Here is a 21,123-nt window from a genome sequence, read left to right as displayed (position 1 = left end):
ACCTTTGCATCGCCGCTATTCGCGGGCTGGCGCCCGCTCCTACAGGTGACAGGGGCTTTGGTTTGGGCGTTCATCCGGCCGTTCCCTGTGGGAGTGGGCGAAGCTCGCGAACCTTTGCATCGCCCTATTCGCGGGCTGGCGCCCGCTCCTACAGGTGATAGGGCTTTGGTTTGGGCGTTCATCCGGCCGTTTCCTGTAGGAGTGGGCGAAGCTCGCGAACCTTTGCGTCGCCGCTATTCGCGGGCTGGCGCCCGCTCCTACAGGTGACAGGGGCTTTGGTTTGGGCGTTCATCCGGGCGTTTCCTGTGGGCGGGGCGGAGCTCGCGAACTTTTGCAATGCCGCTATTCGCGGGCTGGCGCCCGCTCCTACAGGTGACAGGGGCTTTGGTTTGGGCGTTCATCCGGCCGTTCCCTGTGGGAGTGGGCGAAGCCCGCGAACCTTTGCATCGCCCTATTCGCGGGCTGGCGCCCGCTCCTACAGGTGATGGGGGCTTTGGTTTGGGCGTTCATCCGGCCGTTTCCTGTGGGGGGCGGAGCTCGCGAACTTTTGCATTGCCCTATTCGCGGGCTGGCGCCCGCTCCTACAGGTGATAGGGCTTTGGTTTGGGCGTTCACCCGGCCGTTCCCTGTGGGAGTGGGCGGAGCCCGCGAACCTTTGCATCGCCGCTATTCGCGGGTTGGCGCCCACTCCCGCACCCGTACAAAACGGCGCTAGCGCTTCGCCCGCCCCATCAACCCACCAATGGTGTCCTGGATATCCGCGGGCAACACGATGGTCTTGGCATTGTTGCTGGTGGATAGCTTTTCCATTGCGCCGATGTACTTCTCGCCCAAGAGGTAAATCATCGGCCCGGTGTCGCTGCCGATGGCGGCCTTTACCCGTTCGATGGCCTGTGCGGACGCATTGGCCAGGGTGACCTGCGCATCCCCGTCACGCTTTGCGGACTCCAGCCGGGCTTCGGCCTCGAGAATGGCGGCGGTTTTAGCCCCCTCGGCACGGGTTACCGTAGCCTTCCGTTCACGCTCCGCGGCGGCCTGCAATTCCATGGCGCGCTGCATGGATTCGGATGGCTTGATGTCCTGGATCTCTACCGAGCGGATGGTGATGCCCCAGTCGATCGTCTGTTCGGCCATGGCGTCGCGCAGCAGTGCCTTGATCTTGTCCCGGGAGGAGAGGGCTTCGTCCAGGTCCATGCCGCCGATGATCGAACGCAGGCTGGTCATGGTCAGGCTACGCACGGCCTGGTCGTAGTTCTCGATGCCGTAGGCAGCCTTGGTCGGGTCGGTGATCTTGGCGAAACACAGGGCATTGGCCAGCAGCACCGCGTTATCCCGGGTAATGACTTCCTGCTGCTGAATATCCAGGATCAGATCCTTGGTGCTCATCTTGTAGCCCACCGCATCCATGTACGGGATCAAGAAGTTCAGCCCAGGCTTGAGCGTGACCCGATAGCGCCCCAGGCGCTCGACGATCCACTCCTGGCCTTGGGGCACCAGGCGTACGCCCTTGGCGATGGTAACCACGATGAAAATGAATAGAACGAGAGGGATAATGAATGCAGCGTTCATGAGATTTCCTTAGCTCAGGGAAGAGCGTTCATTTGGCATTGCAAGGCCCACGCGAACCAGGTTGCCTTCTACTGCCAACACCCGCACGCGTTCGCCAGCGGGTATGGCGGTGTCCGCTACGCAGGGCCATTCATCAGCGCCCATCAACGGCTTCTGGAAGCGCACCTTGCCGCGTTGAAAAGAAGTGACGTCGACGGTTAGCAGGCCTACTTCGCCAAGCGCGTCCTCGCCGGACCATTGCGGCCCCCGCTGCACGCTTGCGCGTAATACCTTGAACCAAAGGAGGGTAAGCGCTACCGACGCCAGGCCCCATGCCAGTAGCTGCACGCCGGGGCTGATGGCAGGCGCGAGCCATACCAAACCAGCCACCAAAAGCGCGCCGAGGCCAAACCAGACGATAAAGAACGAGGCAAGCAGCAGCTCCAGCAGCACTAACGCTACCCCGCCCACTGCCCAGTACCACCATTGAATGTCCATAGGTTCCGCCGGTTGAAACAGACTAGCGATGGTGCCGCTTGAGCGGCCGTTTAGGAAGGCTGGCGAAGTATCAGTGTATGTATCGCACGGCGCACAAGGATGATATGGGCCTGCTGCTCAGCGGGCCAGCGGCTTGGGCTTGTAGGCGCAGTAGCCCGGGCGCGGGCCGATCTTGGGGTGATTGCGGCAGGTATCCGGGCGTTTGTCGTAGATCGTGCACAGGCGGCTTTTACGGTCCAGATAAAGACAGTCATCGTTGCTCATCCGGGCCAGGGTGAAGATGCCGCTTTTCTGATTGAAGCGCTCGACGATGCCTTCTTTCTGCAGCCGCTTGGCTACGTTTTTGGGCGGCTCGTCCTTTTCGAACTCATCCACCACGCCAATGCGGATCAGGTCCTTGATGCGCACTTCGACCGGCAAGGTACAGCAGCTGGAGACACAGCCGCCACACATGTGGCTGGCGTATTTCTGCCAGGTTTCGAGGCGGTCGATCTCGGCCGCGGCAATCAGGGTGGGCTTCATGGTGGGGCATCTAAAAGGTGCAGGGCGCGCGATGATACCTGCACCGCGCCCGGGTTCAATCGCCGTTCGTGCCTTTTGTGCCACGAGTTTCTCGAACCTGCCCTACCACCCTCGGTCGAAACGTCTAGGCTGATTGCACTTGCGCAGAATTTTTTACGCCATTGAGGGCTTCAAATGTCTCAGGAACCGCTCACCCGAAAAGTCAAAGTCGATGTGGACGAATTTCGTGCCGCAGTACTCGCCAAACTGACCTACGCGGTTGGCAAGGACCCGGAACATGCGTTCGATCACGACTGGTTCGAGGCCATCGCATTGGCTGCTCGCGACCACATGGTCGACCATTGGATGGACCACACCCGGCAGATCTACCGCAGCCAGCAGAAGCGGGTGTACTACCTCTCGCTGGAGTTCCTGATCGGCCGTTTGCTCGTCGATAGCCTGAGCAACATGGGCATCCTCGACATCGCCCGCGAGGCGCTGGACGGATTGGGGGTGGATCTGGACAAGATCCGCCTGCTCGAGCCCGACGCTGCCTTGGGCAACGGTGGCTTGGGCCGGCTGGCGGCGTGCTTCATGGAGAGCATGTCCACCCTTGGCGTTGCCGCCCACGGTTATGGCATCCGTTACGAACACGGGCTGTTCCGACAGGCGATCATCGACGGCTGGCAGCAGGAGCAGACGGAGAACTGGCTGGACTTCGGCAACCCTTGGGAGTTCGAACGCCCCGAGGTGATCTACCCGATCAGCTTTGGTGGCCATGTGGAGGCGACCGTCGAGAGCGACGGCACGGCGCGCCAGGTCTGGCGCCCGGGCGAGACCGTTCGCGCGGTAGCGTACGACACACCCGTGGTGGGCTGGCGCGGAGCTAGCGTGAACACCCTGCGGCTATGGCGCGCACGCGCTATGGAAGACCTGCACCTTGAGCGGTTCAACGCCGGCGACCACCTTGGCGCGGTTGCCGATGTGGCCCGGGCAGAGAGTATTTCACGCGTGCTATACCCTGCCGACAGCACCGAGGCCGGCCAGGAGCTGCGCCTTCGCCAGGAATATTTCTTCGTGTCGGCTTCGCTGCAAGACTTGCTACGTCGTCACGTGAACATGCACGAGAAGGTCAACTCCCTCGGCGAGCATGCCGCCATCCAGATGAACGACACCCACCCGTCCATCGCCGTGGCCGAGCTGATGCGCCTGTTAGTGGACATTCACCAGCTGTCCTGGGACGAAGCCTGGAAGGTTACCGTCGACACTCTTTGCTACACCAACCACACGCTGCTGCCAGAGGCACTGGAAACCTGGCCAGTGGGCCTGATGGAACGCATGCTGCCGCGTCACATGCAGATCATCTATCTGATTAACGCTCAACACATCGACGGCCTGCGCGAGAAAGGCATGCATGATGTGGCGTTGCTACGCACCGTTTCGCTGATTGAAGAAGAGCATGGGCGCCGGGTGCGCATGGGTAACCTGGCGTTCCTGGGCTCCCACAGCATCAACGGGGTATCGGCTCTGCATACCGACCTGATGCGCAGCACCGTGTTCTCGGACCTGAACAAGCTCTACCCCGAGCGCATCAACAACAAAACCAACGGCATCACCTTCCGCCGCTGGTTGTACCAGGCCAACCCTAAGCTCACCGCCATGCTGGTGGACAAACTGGGCGAGGCGGTGCTGGACGATCCTGAAGGGTTGCTTAAAGGGCTGGAAGCGTTCGCCGATGACGCCGTGTTCCAGCGCCGCTTCGCCGAGCAGCGGCTGCACAGCAAGGAAGTACTGGCCAGGGTGATTCAGGACCGCCTAGGCGTTGCCGTCGATCCCAAGGCGCTGTTCGACGTGCAGGTCAAGCGCATCCACGAGTACAAGCGGCAGCTGCTCAACCTCTTGCATACCGTGGCGTTGTACCAGGCGATCCGTGCCACCCCGGAGAAGCCTTGGGCACCTCGGGTGAAGATTTTCGCCGGTAAGGCCGCGGCCAGTTATCACCAGGCCAAGCTGATCATCAAGCTGGCCAACGACATCGCCCGCACGGTCAACCACGACCCAACGGTGCGCGGCCTGCTCAAGGTCGCGTTCCTCCCGAACTACAACGTGAGCCTGGCCGAAAGCATCATTCCGGCGGCAGACCTGTCCGAGCAGATCTCCACCGCCGGCTATGAAGCCTCCGGCACCAGCAACATGAAGTTCGGCCTCAATGGCGCGCTCACCATCGGGACCCTGGACGGTGCGAACGTGGAAATGTGCAGCCATGTGGGCCAGGAGCACATGTTCATCTTTGGCCTTAAAGCCGATGAGGTGGAAGCGCGCAAGCATGCGGGCGACTACAGCGCGCATCAGGACGTCGCCAATTCGCACCGGCTCAACGACGTGCTGCAAGCTATCCGAGGGGGCGTCTTCTCGCCGGATGATCCTTCGCGTTACGCCGGGTTGATCGATGGCCTGCAGAGCTACGACCACTTCCTGGTATGCGCGGACTTCGAGTCCTACTGGGCGGCGCAAATGAAGGTGGAGGAGCTGTGGCGTCACCCGAAACAGTGGTGGCGCTCGGCGATCCTCAACACTGCGCGGATGGCATGGTTCTCGTCGGACCGGACCATCCGCGAGTATGCCCAGCAGATCTGGAAAGCGCTCTGACCGGTTGGCCAATCGCTGGCGGCGGCTGCAATGGGATCTGGCTTGTGGGAGCTGGCGAAGCCTGCGAACCAGGTCCCATCGTCGGTGTGTAGCGAGGCGGTTCGCAGGCCCCGCAAGCTTTCCCGGAGCCGGTGAGCTGCTGGTGATCCGGGCCCCCTCGCGGAGCGGTGAACTCGCCCGGATTATGGGGGTCTGAGGGCAGTCGCGCCCATGGCTCGCTAGGTTTACCCTCGTTCGCCCTGTAGACTGCGCGGGTTTTATCCCCCCTCCCTGGATCCGGAGCTTTTTCCATGTCGCCCGTTACCCTGAGTCGCTACCTGATCGAGCAGACGCGCAGCAACAATACCCCTGCCGATCTGCGCTTCCTCATCGAGGTTGTCGCCCGTGCGTGCAAGGCCATCGCCCATCAGGTACAAAAAGGCGCCCTTGGTGGGGTGCTGGGCAGCATGGGCACCGAAAACGTGCAGGGCGAGGTCCAGAAGAAGCTGGACGTGCTCTCCAACGACATTCTGCTCGAAGCCAACGAGTGGGGCGGCCACTTGGCCGGCATGGCTTCCGAGGAAATGGACAACGCTTATCAGATCCCCGGCAAGTACCCGAAAGGGGCTTACCTGTTGGTGTTCGATCCGCTGGACGGCTCTTCGAACATCGACGTGAACGTATCGGTCGGCACCATCTTCTCGGTGCTGCGCTGCCCGGACCAATACCTGAGCCAGAACGACGCGCTGAACGAGCAGGCTTTCCTGCAGCCAGGCACCTCGCAGGTCGCCGCGGGCTACGCCATCTATGGGCCGCAGACCATGCTGGTGCTCACCTTGGGCAGCGGCGTGATCGGTTTCACCCTGGACCGCGAACTGGGCAGCTTCGTGCTGACCCATGAGAACATCCAGGTTCCGCAGAGCACCGCCGAATTCGCGATCAACATGTCCAACCAGCGCCACTGGGAAGCCCCGGTCAAGCGCTATGTGGACGAATTATTGACCGGTGAGGAAGGCCCGCTGGCGAAGAACTATAACATGCGCTGGATCGCTTCGATGGTCGCGGACGTGCACCGTATTCTGACCCGCGGCGGCATCTTCATGTACCCGCGCGATTCCCGCGAGCCGTCCAAGCCCGGCAAGCTGCGGCTGATGTACGAAGCCAACCCGATGTCGTTCTTGATCGAGCAGGCCGGCGGCGCGTCCACCGATGGCCACCAGCGCATCCTGGATATCAAGCCGGAGGGCCTGCACCAGCGCGTGGCGGTGTTCCTGGGCTCGAAAGAGGAAGTCGAACGGGTTACCGGTTACCACCAGTAATTTCCGCCGCTATGGGCCCCCGCCTTGGAAAGGGCGGGGGCTCGCGCTTTAGATCCTGAAGCTGCCTACCAGTTGCTTCAGGCGGCTGACCTGGCTTTCCAGATCGCCGCAGGCCTGCAACGTCGATTGCAGGTTTTCTACCCCTTCCTGGTTCAGCAGGTTGATTTCGGTGATGTCCTGGTTGATGGCTTCCACGACCGCGGTCTGCTCTTCCGTAGCCGTAGCCACCGACTGGTTCATGCCGTCGATCTCGCCGATGCGCTGGGTCACGCTGTTGAGGCGATCACCGGCCTGGTTGGCCACCTCCACGCTTTCCGAGCTCTGGCGCTGGCTCTCGGTCATGGTGTCGACCGCCTGGCGTGCACCCTGCTGCAGGTCTTCGATGATTGCCTGAACCTGGCGCGCCGATTCCTGGGTCCGGTGGGCCAGGTTGCGCACCTCATCGGCGACCACGGCAAAACCGCGCCCGGCTTCGCCCGCACGCGCTGCTTCGATGGCGGCGTTCAACGCCAGCAGGTTGGTTTGCTGGGAGATGCCGCTGATGACCTCGAGGATCTGCCCGATATTCACCGTGTTGGTGTTGAGGGTCTCGATGTTGCCGCACGAGTCACTGATGTTCGCCGAGAGCTGACCAAGGCTGTTGATCGTGCGATGCACCACCTGCTGACCTTCCTCCGCCAGGCCACGGGCCGCGCTGGAGTGCTGCGAGGCGAGGGCGGCGTTCTGCGCGATCTCCTGGGCGGCGGCGCCCAGCTCGTTGATGGCCGCGGCCACACTGCTGGTACGGCCGGCCTGCTGGTCGGAGTTGAGCATCGAGGCGTTGGAGGTTTCCAGCACCCGCGAGGCCACCTGATTGACCTGGGCGGTGGCCGAAGCCACTTCGCGGATGGACTCGTGGATGCGCTCAACGAACCGGTTGAACGATTCCCCAAGGGTGCCGAACTCGTCGCGGCCATGAATGACCAGGCGCCGGGTCAGGTCACCTTCGCCCGCGGCGATGTCCTGCAGCGCGCGGTTCATCACATGCAGCGGCGCCATCAGCACGCGGATCAGCAGGCCGAGCAGGGCGATGATGGCGACCACTGCGATCACCATGGCGATCAGTGCCGAGGCGCGGAATTCGCCAAGCATGGCGAAGGCCGCGGATTTATCCAGCACGGTAGCCACATACCAGTCCGCGGAGGGAATGCCCTTGAGGCGAGTAAAGCTGATGAACTGGTCCTTACCATTCACCTCGATCTCCTGCAGCCCGCCGGTGAGCGCCGGGGCACCTTGGGGGTAGGCTTCGGCCAGAGACTTGAGGGCCAGCTTGGTGTCTGGATGGATCAACACCTTGCCTTGGGCGCTGACGATGAAAGCAAGGCCGTGGCCGCCGAAATTCAGCGAGTTGATGATATCGCTGACTTGGTTCAGGTCCATGTCCGCGCCGGCGACGCCCAGCATCTGGCCGCTACGCTGTACCGGCGAGGCAACGGTGATGACCAGCTTGCCCGAAGACGCGGCGATGTAGGGCTCGGTGACCACGGTCTGGCCGGCGGCGTCGGCCGCCTTGTACCAGCCGCGGGCGCGCGGGTCGTAATCGGCCGCGCGGTTGCCGGCCGGCACCGAGAACATCACGCCATCGCGGCCGCCGAAATAGCTGAGTTGGAAATTGGCCGGGTATACCGGCAGGCCGATGATCTGCGGCAGGGCTTCGGTAGCCGCGCCGTTGACCGCTACCTGCTGCGCCATGGACTCCACCAGCTGTATACGGCCGGTGAGCCAGGTCTGCACGTTGCTCGCGGTGAGTGCGCCGAGCTGGGCGAGGGAAGTCTCGGTCTGCGCGCGCAGCGTCTGGCGCTGGCGGTAGTCGTTGAACAGAGTGAAGCAGGCAAACGCAAGGGCCACGATAAGCCCCGCCACCAGCAGGATCTTGTGGCTGAATTTCATGTTATTGCTCATGGCGGTCGTTGCTCGAACAGTAGTGCAAGTAAGAAAAGGGCGCCGATTGTACGGATTTCCCGCTGCTATTCAGTCGACCAGGCGGCGGAAAAATTGAGCCCCCGCGGTAGTGATATCCGAAACTGTCGCTTCGCTGACATTGCGCTGGCCTCCGGAACCTCCGCCAGTGACGGCCGTCCAACCGCGATCAGGCACACAACAGGAACGGCAATGACCGAACAGGACCTCCCCGAAAAGATCGGGCGCGCCATTGACCGGCGCACTGCGGCCATTACTCGGGCTGCCAAAGGGCCGGAGACGGTACTGATGACGGGCATGGCGCTGGGTTATATAGCCGCGCTCTATGATGCCGGCGTGATCGACCCCGAGCTGCGCCTGGCCCTTGAACGGCGAGTGCAAGCGTTGGAGCCTGCCGAAGCGGTCGAATGATCCGCTTCTTACATGGAGCACCTGAGCATGGCAATCCTTGGACAACCGATATTTCGCCGCGCTGGCGTGGCACTGGCGCTGCTGGCCTGTGGCTGGATGCTGAGCGCTTGCAGTAATGCCGGCACGGCTGATATGGCGCCCAAGACGGTGGGCAAGGTCGACCTCAAGCGTTACCAGGGCACGTGGTACGAGCTGGCGCGCATGCCGATGTTCTTCCAGCGCCACTGTGTGCAGTCCGAGGCGCATTACAGCCTCAAGCCCGATGGAACCGTCGATGTGCTCAACCGCTGCAAGACGCAGGATGGTAGTTGGGAAGAAGCCCACGGCACTGCGACCGAGCAAGTTGCGGGGCAGGCGGACAAGTTGTGGGTGGTGTTCGACAACTGGTTCTCCAGGCTGGCGCCCAGCATTGCCAAGGGCGACTACTGGATCATCGACCTGAACGGTACGTATACCGAAGCGGTGGTGGGCGACCCCGACCGCAAATACCTGTGGCTGTTGTCGCGCACTCCTACGGTCAGCGAGGAGGTGAAGCAGCGGATGCTGGCTCACGCTCGCCAGCAGGGTTATGACACCTCCCGGCTGATCTGGCGCTCAGCCGACTAAAGCCTCGTGCCCCGCGGCTTCTATCCCAATAGCGACCGCAGGGTCCGGGCGAAGGCCGGCAGGCTTTCGGCCTCCCCGGGGTGCTGGCCGGCGCGTACGACCCAGCGCCCGCCTACCATCACGTCGCGTACCTGGCGGTCGCCCCCGGCGAACAGCCAGCGGCCAAGCAGGGCATCGTCGCTGGCAGTGGCCAGGTAGGGGTCGGCGGAGTCCAGCATCAGCCAGTCGGCGCGGGCACCCGCTTCGAGCCGCCCGATCGGTTGGCCCAATGCCTGGGCGCCGCCGGCCAGGGCGCCCAGGTAAAGGGCTTGCCCAACCTGGGGGTTGCGCGGGGCATGTAGGCGGTTGCGCCGCTGATCTCGCAGCCGTTGGCCGTATTCCAGCCAGCGCAGCTCCTCGACCACACTCAGTGACACGTGGCTGTCGGAGCCAATCCCCCAGCGCCCACCCGCGACGAAATAGTCCACTGCCGGGAACAACCCATCGCCCAAGTTGGCTTCGGTCGTCAAGCACAAGCCGGCAACCGCGCCGCTGGCGGCCATGCGCTGCACTTCGCTGGGGTCCGCATGGGTGGCGTGCACCAGGCACCAGCGCTCGTCTACCGGCGCGTGATCGAACAGCCATTGCAGGGGCCGGCTGCCGCTCCAGGCAAGGCAGTCGTCCACCTCCTTCTGTTGTTCAGCGATATGAATGTGAACGGGAGCGGTGCTCGAGCTGGCTGCCAACACTTCGTCGATCTGCCCCGGCGTGACTGCGCGTAGCGAGTGGAAACACACGCCCAGGTGCTGTGAGGGCTGGGCCTGAAGTTCAGGCGCCAAGCGTTGCTGCAAGCGCAGGTAAGCCTCGGTGGAGTTAATGAAACGGCGCTGGCCGGCGCTAGGTGCCTGGCCACCGAAGCCGCTGTGGCTGTACAGCACCGGCACCAGGGTAAGGCCTATGCCAGCACTGGCGGCGGCGCGGCTGATGCGCATGGCCAGCTCGGCCGGGTCCGCGTAGGGCGTGCCGTCAGCGGTGTGGTGCAGGTAATGAAACTCCGCCACCGAGGTGTAGCCGGCCTTGAGCATCTCGATGTAAAGCTGACGGGCGATGGTTTCGAGGTCATCCGGGCTGATCTTGCCGACCAGCCGATACATCAGCTCACGCCAGGTCCAGAAGCTGTCGTTGGGATTACCAGCGACCTCCGCCAACCCGGCCATGGCGCGCTGAAAGGCGTGCGAATGAAGGTTGGGCATGCCCGGCAGCAATGCGCCCGGCAGCGCCTCGGCGCCGTCAGGCGAGGCACCCGCTTGAACGGACGTGATAAACCCGCGGGCATCGACCTCGAGGCGCACCTGAGAAGCCCAGCCGTCGGGTAAAAGTGCGCGGTCGGCGAAATAGGCAGGCATGGGCAAGGAATCTCTTCGGGCTTCGGTTGTATATACATATACAGCTGTTTGCGTGCCGGGTAAACTCCGGCAAGCTATACCCCGTTTTAACCTTTCACAGGTGCCCCTCGTGCCCACGCCGCCCGTTGTTTCCTCCTTGGCCGACCAGCTGGGCGAAAGCCCCGCGCCGCTTTATGCGCGGGTCAAACAGATGATCGCCCAGCAGATCCAGACCGGCAGCTGGCCGCCGCATTACCGTGTGCCTTCCGAAAGCGAGCTGGTCAGCCAGCTGGGCTTTAGCCGCATGACCATCAACCGGGCCCTGCGCGAGCTCACCGCCGAGGGGCTGCTGGTGCGCATGCAGGGGGTAGGCACCTTCGTGGCGGAGCCCAAGACGCAGTCGGCGTTGTTCGAAGTGCACAACATCGCCGACGAGATCGCCTCGCGCGGCCATCGCCACCGCTGCCAGGTGGTCAGGTTGGTCGAGGAGGCAGCCGGGGCCAGCCGCGCCGTGTCGCTAGACGTGCGCGAAGGCCAGCGGATCTTTCACTCCATCCTGGTGCATTACGAGAACGATATTCCCGTGCAGATCGAAGATCGCTACGTCAACGCCCAGGTAGCGCCGGATTACCTGCTGCAGGATTTCACCCGCGAAACCCCCTATGCCTACCTTAATCGTGTAGCCCCGCTGACCGAGGGCGAGCATGTGGTAGAGGCGATCCTAGCCGACGAGCAAGCCTGCCAGCTGTTGCAGATCGAGCGCAGCGAGCCGTGCCTGTTGATCCGCCGGCGCACTTGGTCTGGCCGCGAGGCAGTTACCGCCGCGCGGCTGATTCACCCCGGCTCCCGTCATAGGCTGGAAGGGCGGTTCAGCAAATGAAGCTGCTGCGCGCTGCCGATTACCTGCGTACGCCGTGGAAGAACGGTGGCGGCAGCACCCTGGAGGTATGCCGGGACCAAGGCGCTGGCCTGGACGAATTCGGTTGGCGGCTGTCTATCGCGGACATCGCCCAGCCCGGGCCGTTTTCGTCCTTTGCGGGCTACGAGCGGGTGATCACCGTGCTCGAAGGCCAGGGCATGGTGCTGCAGGTCGATGGCCGTAGCTCCGGCCCGCTGCGCCCCTATCAGCCGTTCGAATTTTCCGGTGCCAGCGAGGTGAGCTGCGAGCTGATCGACGGGCCTATCCGGGACTTCAATCTGATTTACGCTCCAGTGCGTTATCAGGCACAGCTGCAATGGCTGGATGCCGCCGCCCGGGTTTCGCTGAAGGCCGACGCCGGCACGCGGATCATCTTCGCCGCAGTGCCGACAGTGCGGGTTGAGTTGGCCGGTAACAGCGTTACGCTCGGCCAACACGACACCTTGCTGCTCAACGAGCAAGCAGCGGTGGTTACGGGGCGCTGCGCGCTCATCCAGCTCCAGCCTCTCTAACGTTTCCTCACACCCAAAGGGTGCACGGCTTAACGGCCGTGCGCCCTTTTTGTTCATTCGCAGAGGCTATAGGAGCGGGTAACGCCCGCGATCTGGCCCTTAGCCGGCGAAGAAAAAAAGTGGCCCCTGGATTGCATATGCTTGTACATACAAGTAAATATGTGTGCGGACGAAACACCCGCGACTTTTCAGAGGACCACTGCCATGACCACCTTCCGTGACGTAAACATCCGCGCGCCCCGTGGCACCCAGTTGAACGCCAAGAGCTGGCTGACCGAAGCCCCGCTGCGCATGCTGATGAACAATCTCGACCCAGAGGTGGCCGAAAACCCCAAGGAGTTGGTGGTCTACGGCGGGATCGGCCGTGCTGCGCGCAACTGGGAATGCTATGACCGCATCGTCGAAAGCCTGAAAAACCTGGAGGCCGACGAAACCCTGCTGGTGCAATCGGGCAAGCCTGTGGGGGTGTTCAAAACCCACGCCAATGCGCCTCGAGTGCTGATAGCCAACTCCAACCTGGTGCCGCACTGGGCTAACTGGGAACACTTCAACGAGCTGGATGCCAAGGGCCTGGCGATGTATGGGCAGATGACCGCCGGCAGCTGGATCTACATCGGCAGCCAGGGCATCGTGCAGGGCACTTACGAAACCTTCGTGGAAGCCGGCCGCCAGCATTACAACGGCAACCTCAGCGGTAAGTGGGTGCTCACCGCAGGCCTTGGCGGAATGGGCGGCGCGCAGCCATTGGCGGCGACTCTCGCCGGCGCCTGTTCGCTGAACATCGAGTGCCAGCAAAGCCGTATCGATTTCCGCCTGGCCAGCCGTTACGTCGACGAGCAAGCCACAGACCTGGACGACGCCCTGGCGCGCATCGCCAAGTACACCGGCGAGGGCAAGGCCATCTCCATTGCGCTGCTGGGTAATGCTGCAGAGGTTCTGCCGGAACTGGTCAAGCGTGGCGTGCGCCCAGACATGGTCACCGACCAGACCAGCGCCCACGACCCACTCAACGGCTACCTGCCGGCCGGTTGGACCTGGGAGCAGTACCGCCAGCGCGCGCTGGCCGAGCCGGCCGCGGTGGTCAAAGCGGCCAAGCAGTCCATGGCCGTGCATGTAAAAGCCATGCTGGAATTCCAGAAGCAGGGCGTGCCCACCTTCGACTACGGCAACAACATCCGGCAGATGGCCAAGGAAGAGGGCGTGCACAACGCATTCGACTTCCCAGGCTTCGTACCGGCCTATATTCGCCCGCTGTTCTGCCGTGGCGTGGGGCCATTCCGCTGGGCCGCGCTGTCCGGCAACGCCGAAGACATCTATAAGACCGACGCCAAGGTCAAGGAGCTGATCCCGGACGACGCCCACCTGCACAACTGGCTGAACATGGCCCGCGAGCGCATCAGTTTCCAAGGTTTGCCAGCACGTATCTGCTGGGTTGGCCTGGGGCAGCGCGCCAAGTTGGGCCTGGCGTTCAACGAAATGGTACGAAGTGGCGAGTTGTCCGCGCCTGTGGTGATCGGGCGCGATCATCTGGATTCCGGTTCCGTGGCCAGCCCTAACCGCGAAACCGAAGCCATGCGTGATGGCTCCGACGCCGTATCCGACTGGCCGCTGCTCAATGCCCTGCTCAACACCGCCAGCGGCGCCACCTGGGTGTCATTGCACCACGGCGGCGGCGTAGGCATGGGCTTCTCGCAGCATTCCGGGATGGTGATCGTCTGCGACGGCACCGACGAGGCCGCCGAGCGTATTGCCCGCGTGCTGCACAACGACCCGGCCACCGGCGTGATGCGCCACGCCGATGCGGGCTACGAAATCGCAATTGACTGTGCCCGGGAGCAGGGGCTGAACCTGCCGATGCTTGACTGAAAAAAGCACTGCCCCTTGGCAGCCGCCAGGGGGTTCACCCCCTGGATGGAGACTGGCATGGCGATAAATACGCACAGCACTGCAAACAAGCCTTTGATCGAACGGCGCTCCATTGATTACATTCCGGACGCCGAGCGCCATGGCCGTCTCGCCAGCCAGTTTTCGCTCTGGCTCAGCGCTAACCTGCAGATCACTGCCATCGTTACCGGTGCCCTGGCGGTGGTGCTGGGCGGCGATGTGTTCTGGTCGCTGGTCGGCCTGTTCCTGGGGCAAGTGCTAGGCGGTGCGGTAATGGCCCTGCACGCAGCGCAGGGCCCGCGCCTGGGCTTGCCGCAGATGATCTCCAGCCGGGTTCAGTTCGGGGTGTATGGGGCGGTGATACCGCTGGTGCTGGTATGCCTGATGTACATCGGCTTTTCCGCCAGCGGCTCGGTGCTCGCGGGGCAGGCCGTGGCTCAGCTTCTCGGCACGGCGGACTGGCAAGGCATCCTGGTGTTCGCCGCCGTTATCGTGCTGCTGACGGTGTTTGGTTACCGGGTGATCCACCTGGTTGGCCGGGTAGCCAGCGTGCTCGGGGTGCTGGCCTTCGCCTACCTCTTCTATGCCTTGCTGGCCGGCAACGACATTCCCGCGCTGCTGGGCAACCGTAACTTCTCCTTGAGCAGCTTCTTGCTGGCGGTGTCGCTGTCAGCCTCCTGGCAGATTGCCTTCGGGCCCTATGTGGCGGACTACTCGCGGTACCTGCCGCGGTCGACGCCGGCGGCCGGCACGTTCTGGGCGGTGGGCCTGGGCTCGGTGATCGGCGCGCAAGCGGCGATGGTGTTCGGGGTGTTCGCGGCCGCGTTGGCCGGCAAAGGCTTCGCCCATCACGAGGTGGCGTTCATCGTCGGCCTGGGCGGGACCGGCGCCGTAGCGGCGCTGCTGTACTTCAGCATCGCCTTCGGCAAGCTGACCATCACCATTCTCAACGCCTACGGCAGCTTCATGTCGATGGCGACGATCTTCAGCGGCCTGTCCGGGCAGCGGCGAATCGGCTCCGCCACACGCATGCTGTGCATCCTGGCCATGGTCGCGGTGTCCACCAGCCTGGCCCTGTTAGGCAAGGATTCGTTCCTCAAGGACTTCTCCGCCTTCATTCTCTTCCTGCTGGCGTTCTTCACGCCGTGGAGCGCCATCAACCTGGTGGATTACTACTGCATCAGCAAAGAGCGCTACGACCTGCCGGCCCTGAACGATCCCAATGGCCGCTACGGCGCCTGGAATCCGGTGGGCATCAGCGTGTACGTGTTCGGAGTGCTTATCCAGCTGCCGTTCATCTCTACCCATTTTTATACCGGGCCGCTGGTGGAGCGCCTGGGGGACACGGATATCTCCTGGATCATCGGCTTGGTGTTGCCGGCGCTGGTGTACTACTGGGCCGCGCGCCGCTGGCCGCGCCCGATCCCGGCGCAGTTGATCCTGCCCGACGCCGAGTCTGTGGCAACCCCGGCGTTCACTCAAGCGAATCCGATTTGAGCCGCTGCGCTGCGTTGGCTGTCCTAGGCTGGTGAATGCCCATGACGAGAGCCGCCTATGTTTCCCGACAGCCTGACGTTTTCCATCGCCAATGGCGTCAATGCCTGGGTCGACCAGTTGGTCGGCCGCTATGGCGATGCCTTGCGACAGGTTTCCGAGTCCTTGCTGGCTGTGCTGGTGGGGCTCGAAAGCGTGCTGCGGGCCACGCCCTGGTGGCTGTTGCTGCTGATCGTTGGCGCCCTGGCCTGGCATGCCAGCCGGCGCTGGTACATGGCGGTGCTGATGGCAGGCTTGCTGTTCATGGTCGGTGCGGTGGGCCTGTGGGACAAACTTCTGCAAACACTGGCCCTGGTACTGGTCGCCACCACCCTGGCGATCGTGCTGGGGGTGCCGCTGGGGATGGTGGCGGCGCGCTTCCCCCGGGTGCGGGCGGTGCTGTTGCCACTGCTCGATGTGATGCAAACCCTACCCAGCTTCGTGTACTTGATTCCCGTGCTGATGTTGTTTGGCCTGGGCAAGGTGCCGGCGATCTTCGCCACCGTGGTCTACGCCATCGCGCCGGTGATTCGCCTGACGGACCTGGGCATCCGCCAGGTAGACCGGGAAGTGATGGAGGCGGTCAACGCCTTCGGCGCCAGCCCCTGGCAGCAGCTGCTCGGCGTGCAATTGCCGCTGGCGTTGCCGAGTATCATGGCGGGCATCAACCAAACAACCATGATGGCGCTTTCCATGGTGGTGATCGCCTCGATGATCGGCGCCCGCGGGCTGGGAGAAGACGTACTCGCCGGTATCCAGACCCTCAACGTAGGCAAGGGCCTGGAAGCAGGGCTGGCAATCGTCGCGCTGGCCATTGTCATCGACCGGATTACCCAGGCCTACGGTCAGCCACGGCGCAGGGCTGGCAAATGAGCGTGATCGAGCTGCGGCATGTCACCAAGGTTTTCGGGCGCCGCCCAGGGCAGGCGCTGGCACTGCTGGACCAAGGGGCGAGCAAGGCGGACATCCTTGCGCAAACCGGCTGTGTACTGGGGGTAGCGGACGTGTCGCTGAGCATCGACGCGGGCGAAGTGTTCGTGATCATGGGCTTGTCGGGCTCGGGCAAGTCCACCCTGGTGCGCCACTTCAACCGGCTGATCGATCCGTCCAGAGGCGAGATCATCATTCAGGGCGAGAACGTCCTGGACTACCGGCCCGCGCGCTTGCGGGAATTTCGCCGGCGTGACATCAGCATGGTCTTCCAGGGCTTTGGCCTGCTGCCCCACAAGAATGTGCTGGATAACGTCGCCTATGGCCTGCGCTTGCGTGGCGACACCCGGGCGGCCAGCCTCGAGCGGGCCCAGCACTGGATCGAGCAAGTAGGCCTCGATGGCTATGCCGCGCATTGGCCCGAGCAGTTGAGCGGTGGCATGCGCCAACGGGTTGGCCTGGCGCGCGCCTTGGCCTGCGATACGCCCATCCTGCTGCTCGATGAAGCCTTCAGCGCCCTCGACCCACTCATCCGCGCGGACCTGCAAGCGCAACTGCGCGAGCTGCAGGCGCGATTGCACAAAACCATTGTGTTCATCACCCACGACCTCGACGAAGCGCTGCGCCTCGGCGACCGCATTGCCATCCTGCGCGACGGCCGCTTGGTTCAAGTGGGTACGCCACAACATATTCTTCAGCACCCCGCAGACGATTACGTGAGCCGTTTCGTCCAGCGTCGTGCTGGTACCTGACACACGCTTTCGGAGCTTTTGACATGCCCACGCTCTGGCACAACTGCCACCTGGCAACCCTTGCAGAGGGGCGCTATTCGATCATCGAGAACGCCGCGATGATCACTGATGAGGGGAAAATCCAGTGGGTCGGGCCGCAGGGCGAAGCCCCGACGAACCCCGGTTGCGAGCAAGTCGACCTGCAGGGGCGCTGGGTAACCCCAGGGCTGATCGACTGCCATACGCATTTGGTTTACGGCGGCAACCGCAGCGGCGAGTTCGAACAGCGGCTGCAAGGCGTGAGCTATGCCGAAATCGCCGCCCAGGGTGGCGGCATCGCCAATACCGTGCGCGCGACCCGAGCCGCCAGTGAAGACGCCTTGTTCGAGAGTGCCCGCCGCCGCTTGGCCTGCCTGCTAAAGGAAGGGGTGACCACGGTGGAGATCAAGTCTGGCTATGGGCTGGACCTTCCCAGCGAACGCAAGATGCTGCGGGTCATTCGCCGCCTGGGCGATGAGTTGCCAGTGACCGTGCGGGCAACCTGCCTGGCGGCGCATGCGGTGCCGGACGCCTACAAAGACAATGCCGATGGCTATATCAGCTTCATCTGCGAAGAGCTGCTGCCGGCCCTGGCCAGTGAAGGGCTGGTGGATGCGGTGGACGCCTTCTGCGAATACCTGGCGTTTTCCCCGGCGCAGGTCGAGCGAGTGTTCCAGGCCGCTAGCCGGTTGGGGCTGCCGGTAAAACTACACGCCGAGCAGTTGTCCTCGCTCGGTGGTTCCAGCCTGGCAGCGAAATACCAGGCGCTATCGGCCGATCATCTGGAGTTCATGAGCGAGCAGGATGCCGTGGCCATGGGGGCCGCCGGTACCGTGGCGGTGCTGCTGCCTGGCGCGTTCTATTTCCTGCGCGAAACCCGTTTGCCACCGATGCAGGCCCTGCACGACAACAACGTGGCCATCGCAATCTCGACCGACAGCAACCCAGGCACCTCGCCGGTGCTCTCGCTGCGGCTGATGATGAACATGGCCTGCACGCTGTTCCGCCTTACCCCCGAGCAAGCCTTGGCCGGCGTAACCTTGCACGCTGCGCGAGCGCTGGGGCTGGGCGACAGCCATGGCTCATTGGAGGTGGGCAAGGTGGCCGACTTTGTGGCCTGGGACATCGAACGCCCGGCCGACCTGGCGTACTGGCTGGGCGGTGACCTGGACAAGCGCATCATCCGCCATGGCGCGGAATTGACCTTCAAGCAGGAAACCCCATGAACGATACCTTTACCTTCAGCCAGGGCAGCGTACCGCTGCTGATCAGCGTCCCCCACGCCGGGCTGCGGTTGACCGAAGCCGTGGGGCGCGGCTTGGTAGAGCCGGCGCGCGGCCTGCCAGATACGGATTGGCATATCCCACGGCTGTACGATTTTGCCCAAGCGCTTGGCGCCAGCGTGTTGGTAGCTGAATACTCGCGCTTCGTCATCGACCTCAACCGCCCCGACGATGACAAACCCTTGTACGCCGGCGCCACCACAGGGTTGTACCCGGACACCCTGTTCGACGGCACGCCGCTGTTCCAGCCAGGGCAGGTGCCTGCCGCGCAGCAGCGGGCCCACTACCTGGAGCGCGTATGGCGGCCGTACCACCAGCAAATCGCCAGTGAGCTGGCACGCCTGCGTGAAATCCACGGCTACGCCCTGCTGTGGGACGCCCACTCGATCTGCTCCCACGTGCCTCGGTTGTTCGATGGCAAGCTACCGGACTTCAACCTAGGCACCTTCAACAACGCCAGCTGCGCGCCCGAACTGGCCGGCCGGCTCGAACAAGTGTGCGCCGAAGCTCAAGGGTACAGCCATGTGCTCAATGGGCGCTTCAAGGGTGGGCATATCACCCGGCATTACGGCGATCCGGCACACGACATTCATGCGGTGCAGCTAGAGCTGGGCCAGGCGACTTATATGAACGAACAGCCTCCGTTCGATTACCGCCCGGCTTTGGCCGAGCCTACCCGCGAGGTATTGCGGCGGTTGCTCGAAGCGGCGCTGGCGTGGGGGCGGGAGACCTATCCCCGGTGACCCCAGCCAGCGAATAGCTCCTTTGCGAACAGGCCCGGCTACGACAAGCGCAGCGTTTAGGCAAGCACATACAGGCGAATCGGGTTTATGATGGCTCACGGCTGACCAAACCCTTACGGAGCGCCTGATGCTGACCTTGTACCCGCAGATCAAACCCTATGCACGGCACGATCTGGCCGTGGATGAGCCGCATGTGCTTTATGTCGACGAGAGTGGTTCCCCCGAGGGTCTGCCGGTCCTGTTCATACACGGTGGGCCTGGCTCGGGTTGCGACGCCGCCAGCCGTTGCTACTTCGACCCTAATCTTTACCGCATCGTGACCTTCGATCAGCGCGGTTGCGGCCGCTCCACGCCGCACGCCAGCCTGGAAAACAACACCACCTGGGACTTGGTGCGCGATATCGAGCGCATCCGCGAACACCTGGGCATCGACAAGTGGGTGCTGTTCGGTGGGTCCTGGGGTTCCACGCTGGCACTGGCCTACGCCCAGGCTCATCCTGATCGCGTGCATGGGCTGATCCTGCGTGGGATCTTCCTCTGCCGCCCGCAGGAATTCCGCTGGTTCTACCAGGAAGGCGCCAACCGGATGTTCCCGGATTACTGGCAGGATTACCTCGCGCCCATCCCTCAAGACGAGCGTGGCGATTTGCTCAAGGCGTTCCACAAGCGGCTGACCGGCAGCGACCAGATCGCGCAGATGCACGCCGCCAAGGCCTGGTCGATCTGGGAAGGCCGCACCGCCACCCTGCGGCCCAATCCGTTGATCGTCGATCGTTTCTCCGAGCCGCAGCGGGCGCTATCCATCGCACGTATCGAGACCCATTACTTCGTCAACAACGCGTTCCTCGAACCAGACCAACTGATTCGTGACGTTCACAAGATCGCCCACCTGCCGGCGGTGATCATCCATGGCCGCTACGACGTGATCTGCCCGTTGGACAACGCCTGGGAGCTGCACCACGCCTGGCCGAACAGTGAGCTCAAGGTCATCCGCGATGCCGGGCACGCCAGCTCCGAACCGGGCATCATCGACGCCTTGGTCCGTGCCGCCGACGAGATGGCGCGGCGCCTGCTCGACCTGCCCCTTGAAGAGGCATGAAGGGCCTGTTGCAGCGGGTGACCAGCGCCCGTGTCGAGGTGGCTGGCGCAACCATCGGGGCAATCGACCAGGGCCTTTTGGTGTTGGTCGCGGTAGAGCCAGGCGACACCGGGGCCCAGGCCGACAGGCTTTTGCACAAGCTGCTTAACTACCGGGTGTTCAGCGACGCCGAAGGGCGTATGAACCGCTCCCTCGTCGATGTGCAGGGCGGGCTGCTGCTGGTATCGCAGTTCACCCTAGCGGCCGACACCCGCAGCGGCATGCGCCCGAGCTTTTCCACCGCCGCGCCACCGGAGCTCGCCCGCGAGCTGTTCGAGTACCTGCTGCGCCAGGCCCAGGCGGCTCACCCTGGGGTGCAGAGCGGGCGTTTTGGCGCAGACATGCAGGTTCATTTGGTCAACGACGGCCCTGTGACCTTCATGTTGCAGGCCTGAAACACACCCAGCCCCTGGAAAAACCCCATCGGGCGATGAAAAATCCTATTTTGTAGCAGAAATTCTTCCGTGCCCCTGATGCGTTGTTTCGCGGCGTGCTAGATAATCGCGCGCCGGGGGGACCGCAGGTACTGTCCCCGGTTTTGTTCTAACTTGAGTGCTGGGCCGGCGCCGCTTAGGGA

Annotated in this window: 19 protein-coding genes; 14 read left to right on the top strand and 5 right to left on the bottom strand. The window is 63.3% G+C overall.

All coding sequences use genetic code 11. The annotated features are described in order from the left end of the window. Positions 1–711 precede the first annotated feature (711 nt). The 3 genes from OGL93_RS06715 to OGL93_RS06705 form a co-directional block, all read right to left on the bottom strand. Positions 712–1,569: an SPFH domain-containing protein gene (locus OGL93_RS06715; RefSeq protein WP_263261685.1), complete on the bottom strand. Its 858-nt coding sequence runs from the start codon at positions 1,567–1,569 to the stop codon at positions 712–714. Positions 1,570–1,578: 9 nt separating this feature from the next. Continuing rightward, positions 1,579–2,046, bottom strand: coding sequence for an NfeD family protein (locus OGL93_RS06710; RefSeq protein WP_263261684.1), 468 nt, complete (start codon positions 2,044–2,046; stop codon positions 1,579–1,581). A gap of 117 nt (positions 2,047–2,163) precedes the next feature. Then, a complete protein-coding gene (locus tag OGL93_RS06705) occupies positions 2,164–2,568 on the bottom strand; it encodes a YkgJ family cysteine cluster protein (RefSeq protein WP_263261683.1) in 405 nt (134 codons plus the stop codon). 174 nt (positions 2,569–2,742) lie between these two features. Here OGL93_RS06705 and OGL93_RS06700 point away from each other — a divergent pair, with 174 nt between their 5' ends. After that, entirely contained in the window at positions 2,743–5,196 is a 2,454-nt protein-coding gene (locus tag OGL93_RS06700) for a glycogen/starch/alpha-glucan phosphorylase (RefSeq protein ID WP_263261682.1), read from the top strand. 290 nt (positions 5,197–5,486) lie between these two features. Further along, a complete protein-coding gene (locus OGL93_RS06695; RefSeq protein WP_263261681.1) occupies positions 5,487–6,494 on the top strand; it encodes a class 1 fructose-bisphosphatase in 1,008 nt (335 codons plus the stop codon). Between the two features lie 48 nt (positions 6,495–6,542). Here OGL93_RS06695 and OGL93_RS06690 read toward each other — a convergent pair whose 3' ends face one another. Next, entirely contained in the window at positions 6,543–8,435 is a 1,893-nt protein-coding gene (locus OGL93_RS06690) for a methyl-accepting chemotaxis protein (RefSeq protein WP_263261680.1), read from the bottom strand. Between the two features lie 210 nt (positions 8,436–8,645). Here OGL93_RS06690 and OGL93_RS06685 point away from each other — a divergent pair, with 210 nt between their 5' ends. Continuing rightward, entirely contained in the window at positions 8,646–8,864 is a 219-nt protein-coding gene (locus OGL93_RS06685) for a hypothetical protein (RefSeq protein WP_263261678.1), read from the top strand. 27 nt (positions 8,865–8,891) lie between these two features. After that, on the top strand, positions 8,892–9,470 hold the full coding sequence (locus OGL93_RS06680; RefSeq protein WP_263261677.1) for a lipocalin family protein: 579 nt from the start codon (positions 8,892–8,894) through the stop codon (positions 9,468–9,470). Positions 9,471–9,490: 20 nt separating this feature from the next. On the opposite strand, the gene OGL93_RS06675 is transcribed toward OGL93_RS06680, so the two are convergent. Further along, the gene (locus OGL93_RS06675; RefSeq protein ID WP_263261676.1) at positions 9,491–10,855 is read right to left on the bottom strand and encodes a formimidoylglutamate deiminase; all 1,365 of its coding nucleotides are present in this window, start codon (positions 10,853–10,855) and stop codon (positions 9,491–9,493) included. Between the two features lie 109 nt (positions 10,856–10,964). On the opposite strand from OGL93_RS06675, the gene hutC reads away from it, so the two are divergent. The 10 genes from hutC (at position 10,965) to dtd (ending at position 20,941) form a co-directional block, all read left to right on the top strand. Next, positions 10,965–11,714, top strand: coding sequence for a histidine utilization repressor (hutC, locus tag OGL93_RS06670; RefSeq protein ID WP_263261675.1), 750 nt, complete (start codon positions 10,965–10,967; stop codon positions 11,712–11,714). Further along, the gene (locus tag OGL93_RS06665; protein ID WP_263261674.1) at positions 11,711–12,265 is read left to right on the top strand and encodes a HutD family protein; all 555 of its coding nucleotides are present in this window, start codon (positions 11,711–11,713) and stop codon (positions 12,263–12,265) included. The genes hutC and OGL93_RS06665 overlap by 4 nt, the downstream gene beginning before the upstream one ends. Positions 12,266–12,469: 204 nt before the next feature. Continuing rightward, on the top strand, positions 12,470–14,131 hold the full coding sequence (gene hutU, locus OGL93_RS06660; protein WP_263261673.1) for a urocanate hydratase: 1,662 nt from the start codon (positions 12,470–12,472) through the stop codon (positions 14,129–14,131). Positions 14,132–14,188: 57 nt separating this feature from the next. Beyond that, positions 14,189–15,646 carry a cytosine permease gene (locus OGL93_RS06655; protein ID WP_263261672.1) on the top strand — a complete coding sequence of 486 codons (1,458 nt, stop codon included), beginning with the start codon at positions 14,189–14,191 and terminating at the stop codon, positions 15,644–15,646. A 57-nt stretch (positions 15,647–15,703) separates the two neighbouring features. Then, positions 15,704–16,555, top strand: a complete 852-nt coding sequence (locus tag OGL93_RS06650; RefSeq protein WP_263261670.1) for a proline/glycine betaine ABC transporter permease — start codon at positions 15,704–15,706, stop codon at positions 16,553–16,555. Beyond that, positions 16,552–17,364 carry a betaine/proline/choline family ABC transporter ATP-binding protein gene (locus OGL93_RS06645; protein ID WP_263261668.1) on the top strand — a complete coding sequence of 271 codons (813 nt, stop codon included), beginning with the start codon at positions 16,552–16,554 and terminating at the stop codon, positions 17,362–17,364. Before OGL93_RS06650 ends, OGL93_RS06645 begins: the two co-directional genes overlap by 4 nt. A 23-nt stretch (positions 17,365–17,387) precedes the next feature. Beyond that, entirely contained in the window at positions 17,388–18,608 is a 1,221-nt protein-coding gene (hutI, locus tag OGL93_RS06640) for an imidazolonepropionase (RefSeq protein ID WP_263261667.1), read from the top strand. After that, positions 18,605–19,408, top strand: a complete 804-nt coding sequence (hutG, locus tag OGL93_RS06635) for an N-formylglutamate deformylase (RefSeq protein WP_263261665.1) — start codon at positions 18,605–18,607, stop codon at positions 19,406–19,408. Before hutI ends, hutG begins: the two co-directional genes overlap by 4 nt. 127 nt (positions 19,409–19,535) lie before the next feature. Next, the gene (gene pip, locus OGL93_RS06630) at positions 19,536–20,507 is read left to right on the top strand and encodes a prolyl aminopeptidase (RefSeq protein ID WP_263261663.1); all 972 of its coding nucleotides are present in this window, start codon (positions 19,536–19,538) and stop codon (positions 20,505–20,507) included. Further along, a complete protein-coding gene (gene dtd, locus OGL93_RS06625; RefSeq protein WP_263261662.1) occupies positions 20,504–20,941 on the top strand; it encodes a D-aminoacyl-tRNA deacylase in 438 nt (145 codons plus the stop codon). Before pip ends, dtd begins: the two co-directional genes overlap by 4 nt. Positions 20,942–21,123: the final 182 nt, after the last annotated feature.

Source organism: Pseudomonas sp. RIT-PI-S, assembly GCF_025642975.1.
Classification (GTDB): Bacteria; Pseudomonadota; Gammaproteobacteria; order Pseudomonadales; family Pseudomonadaceae; genus Aquipseudomonas.
This window is presented reverse-complemented; position numbering and strand designations above follow the sequence as displayed.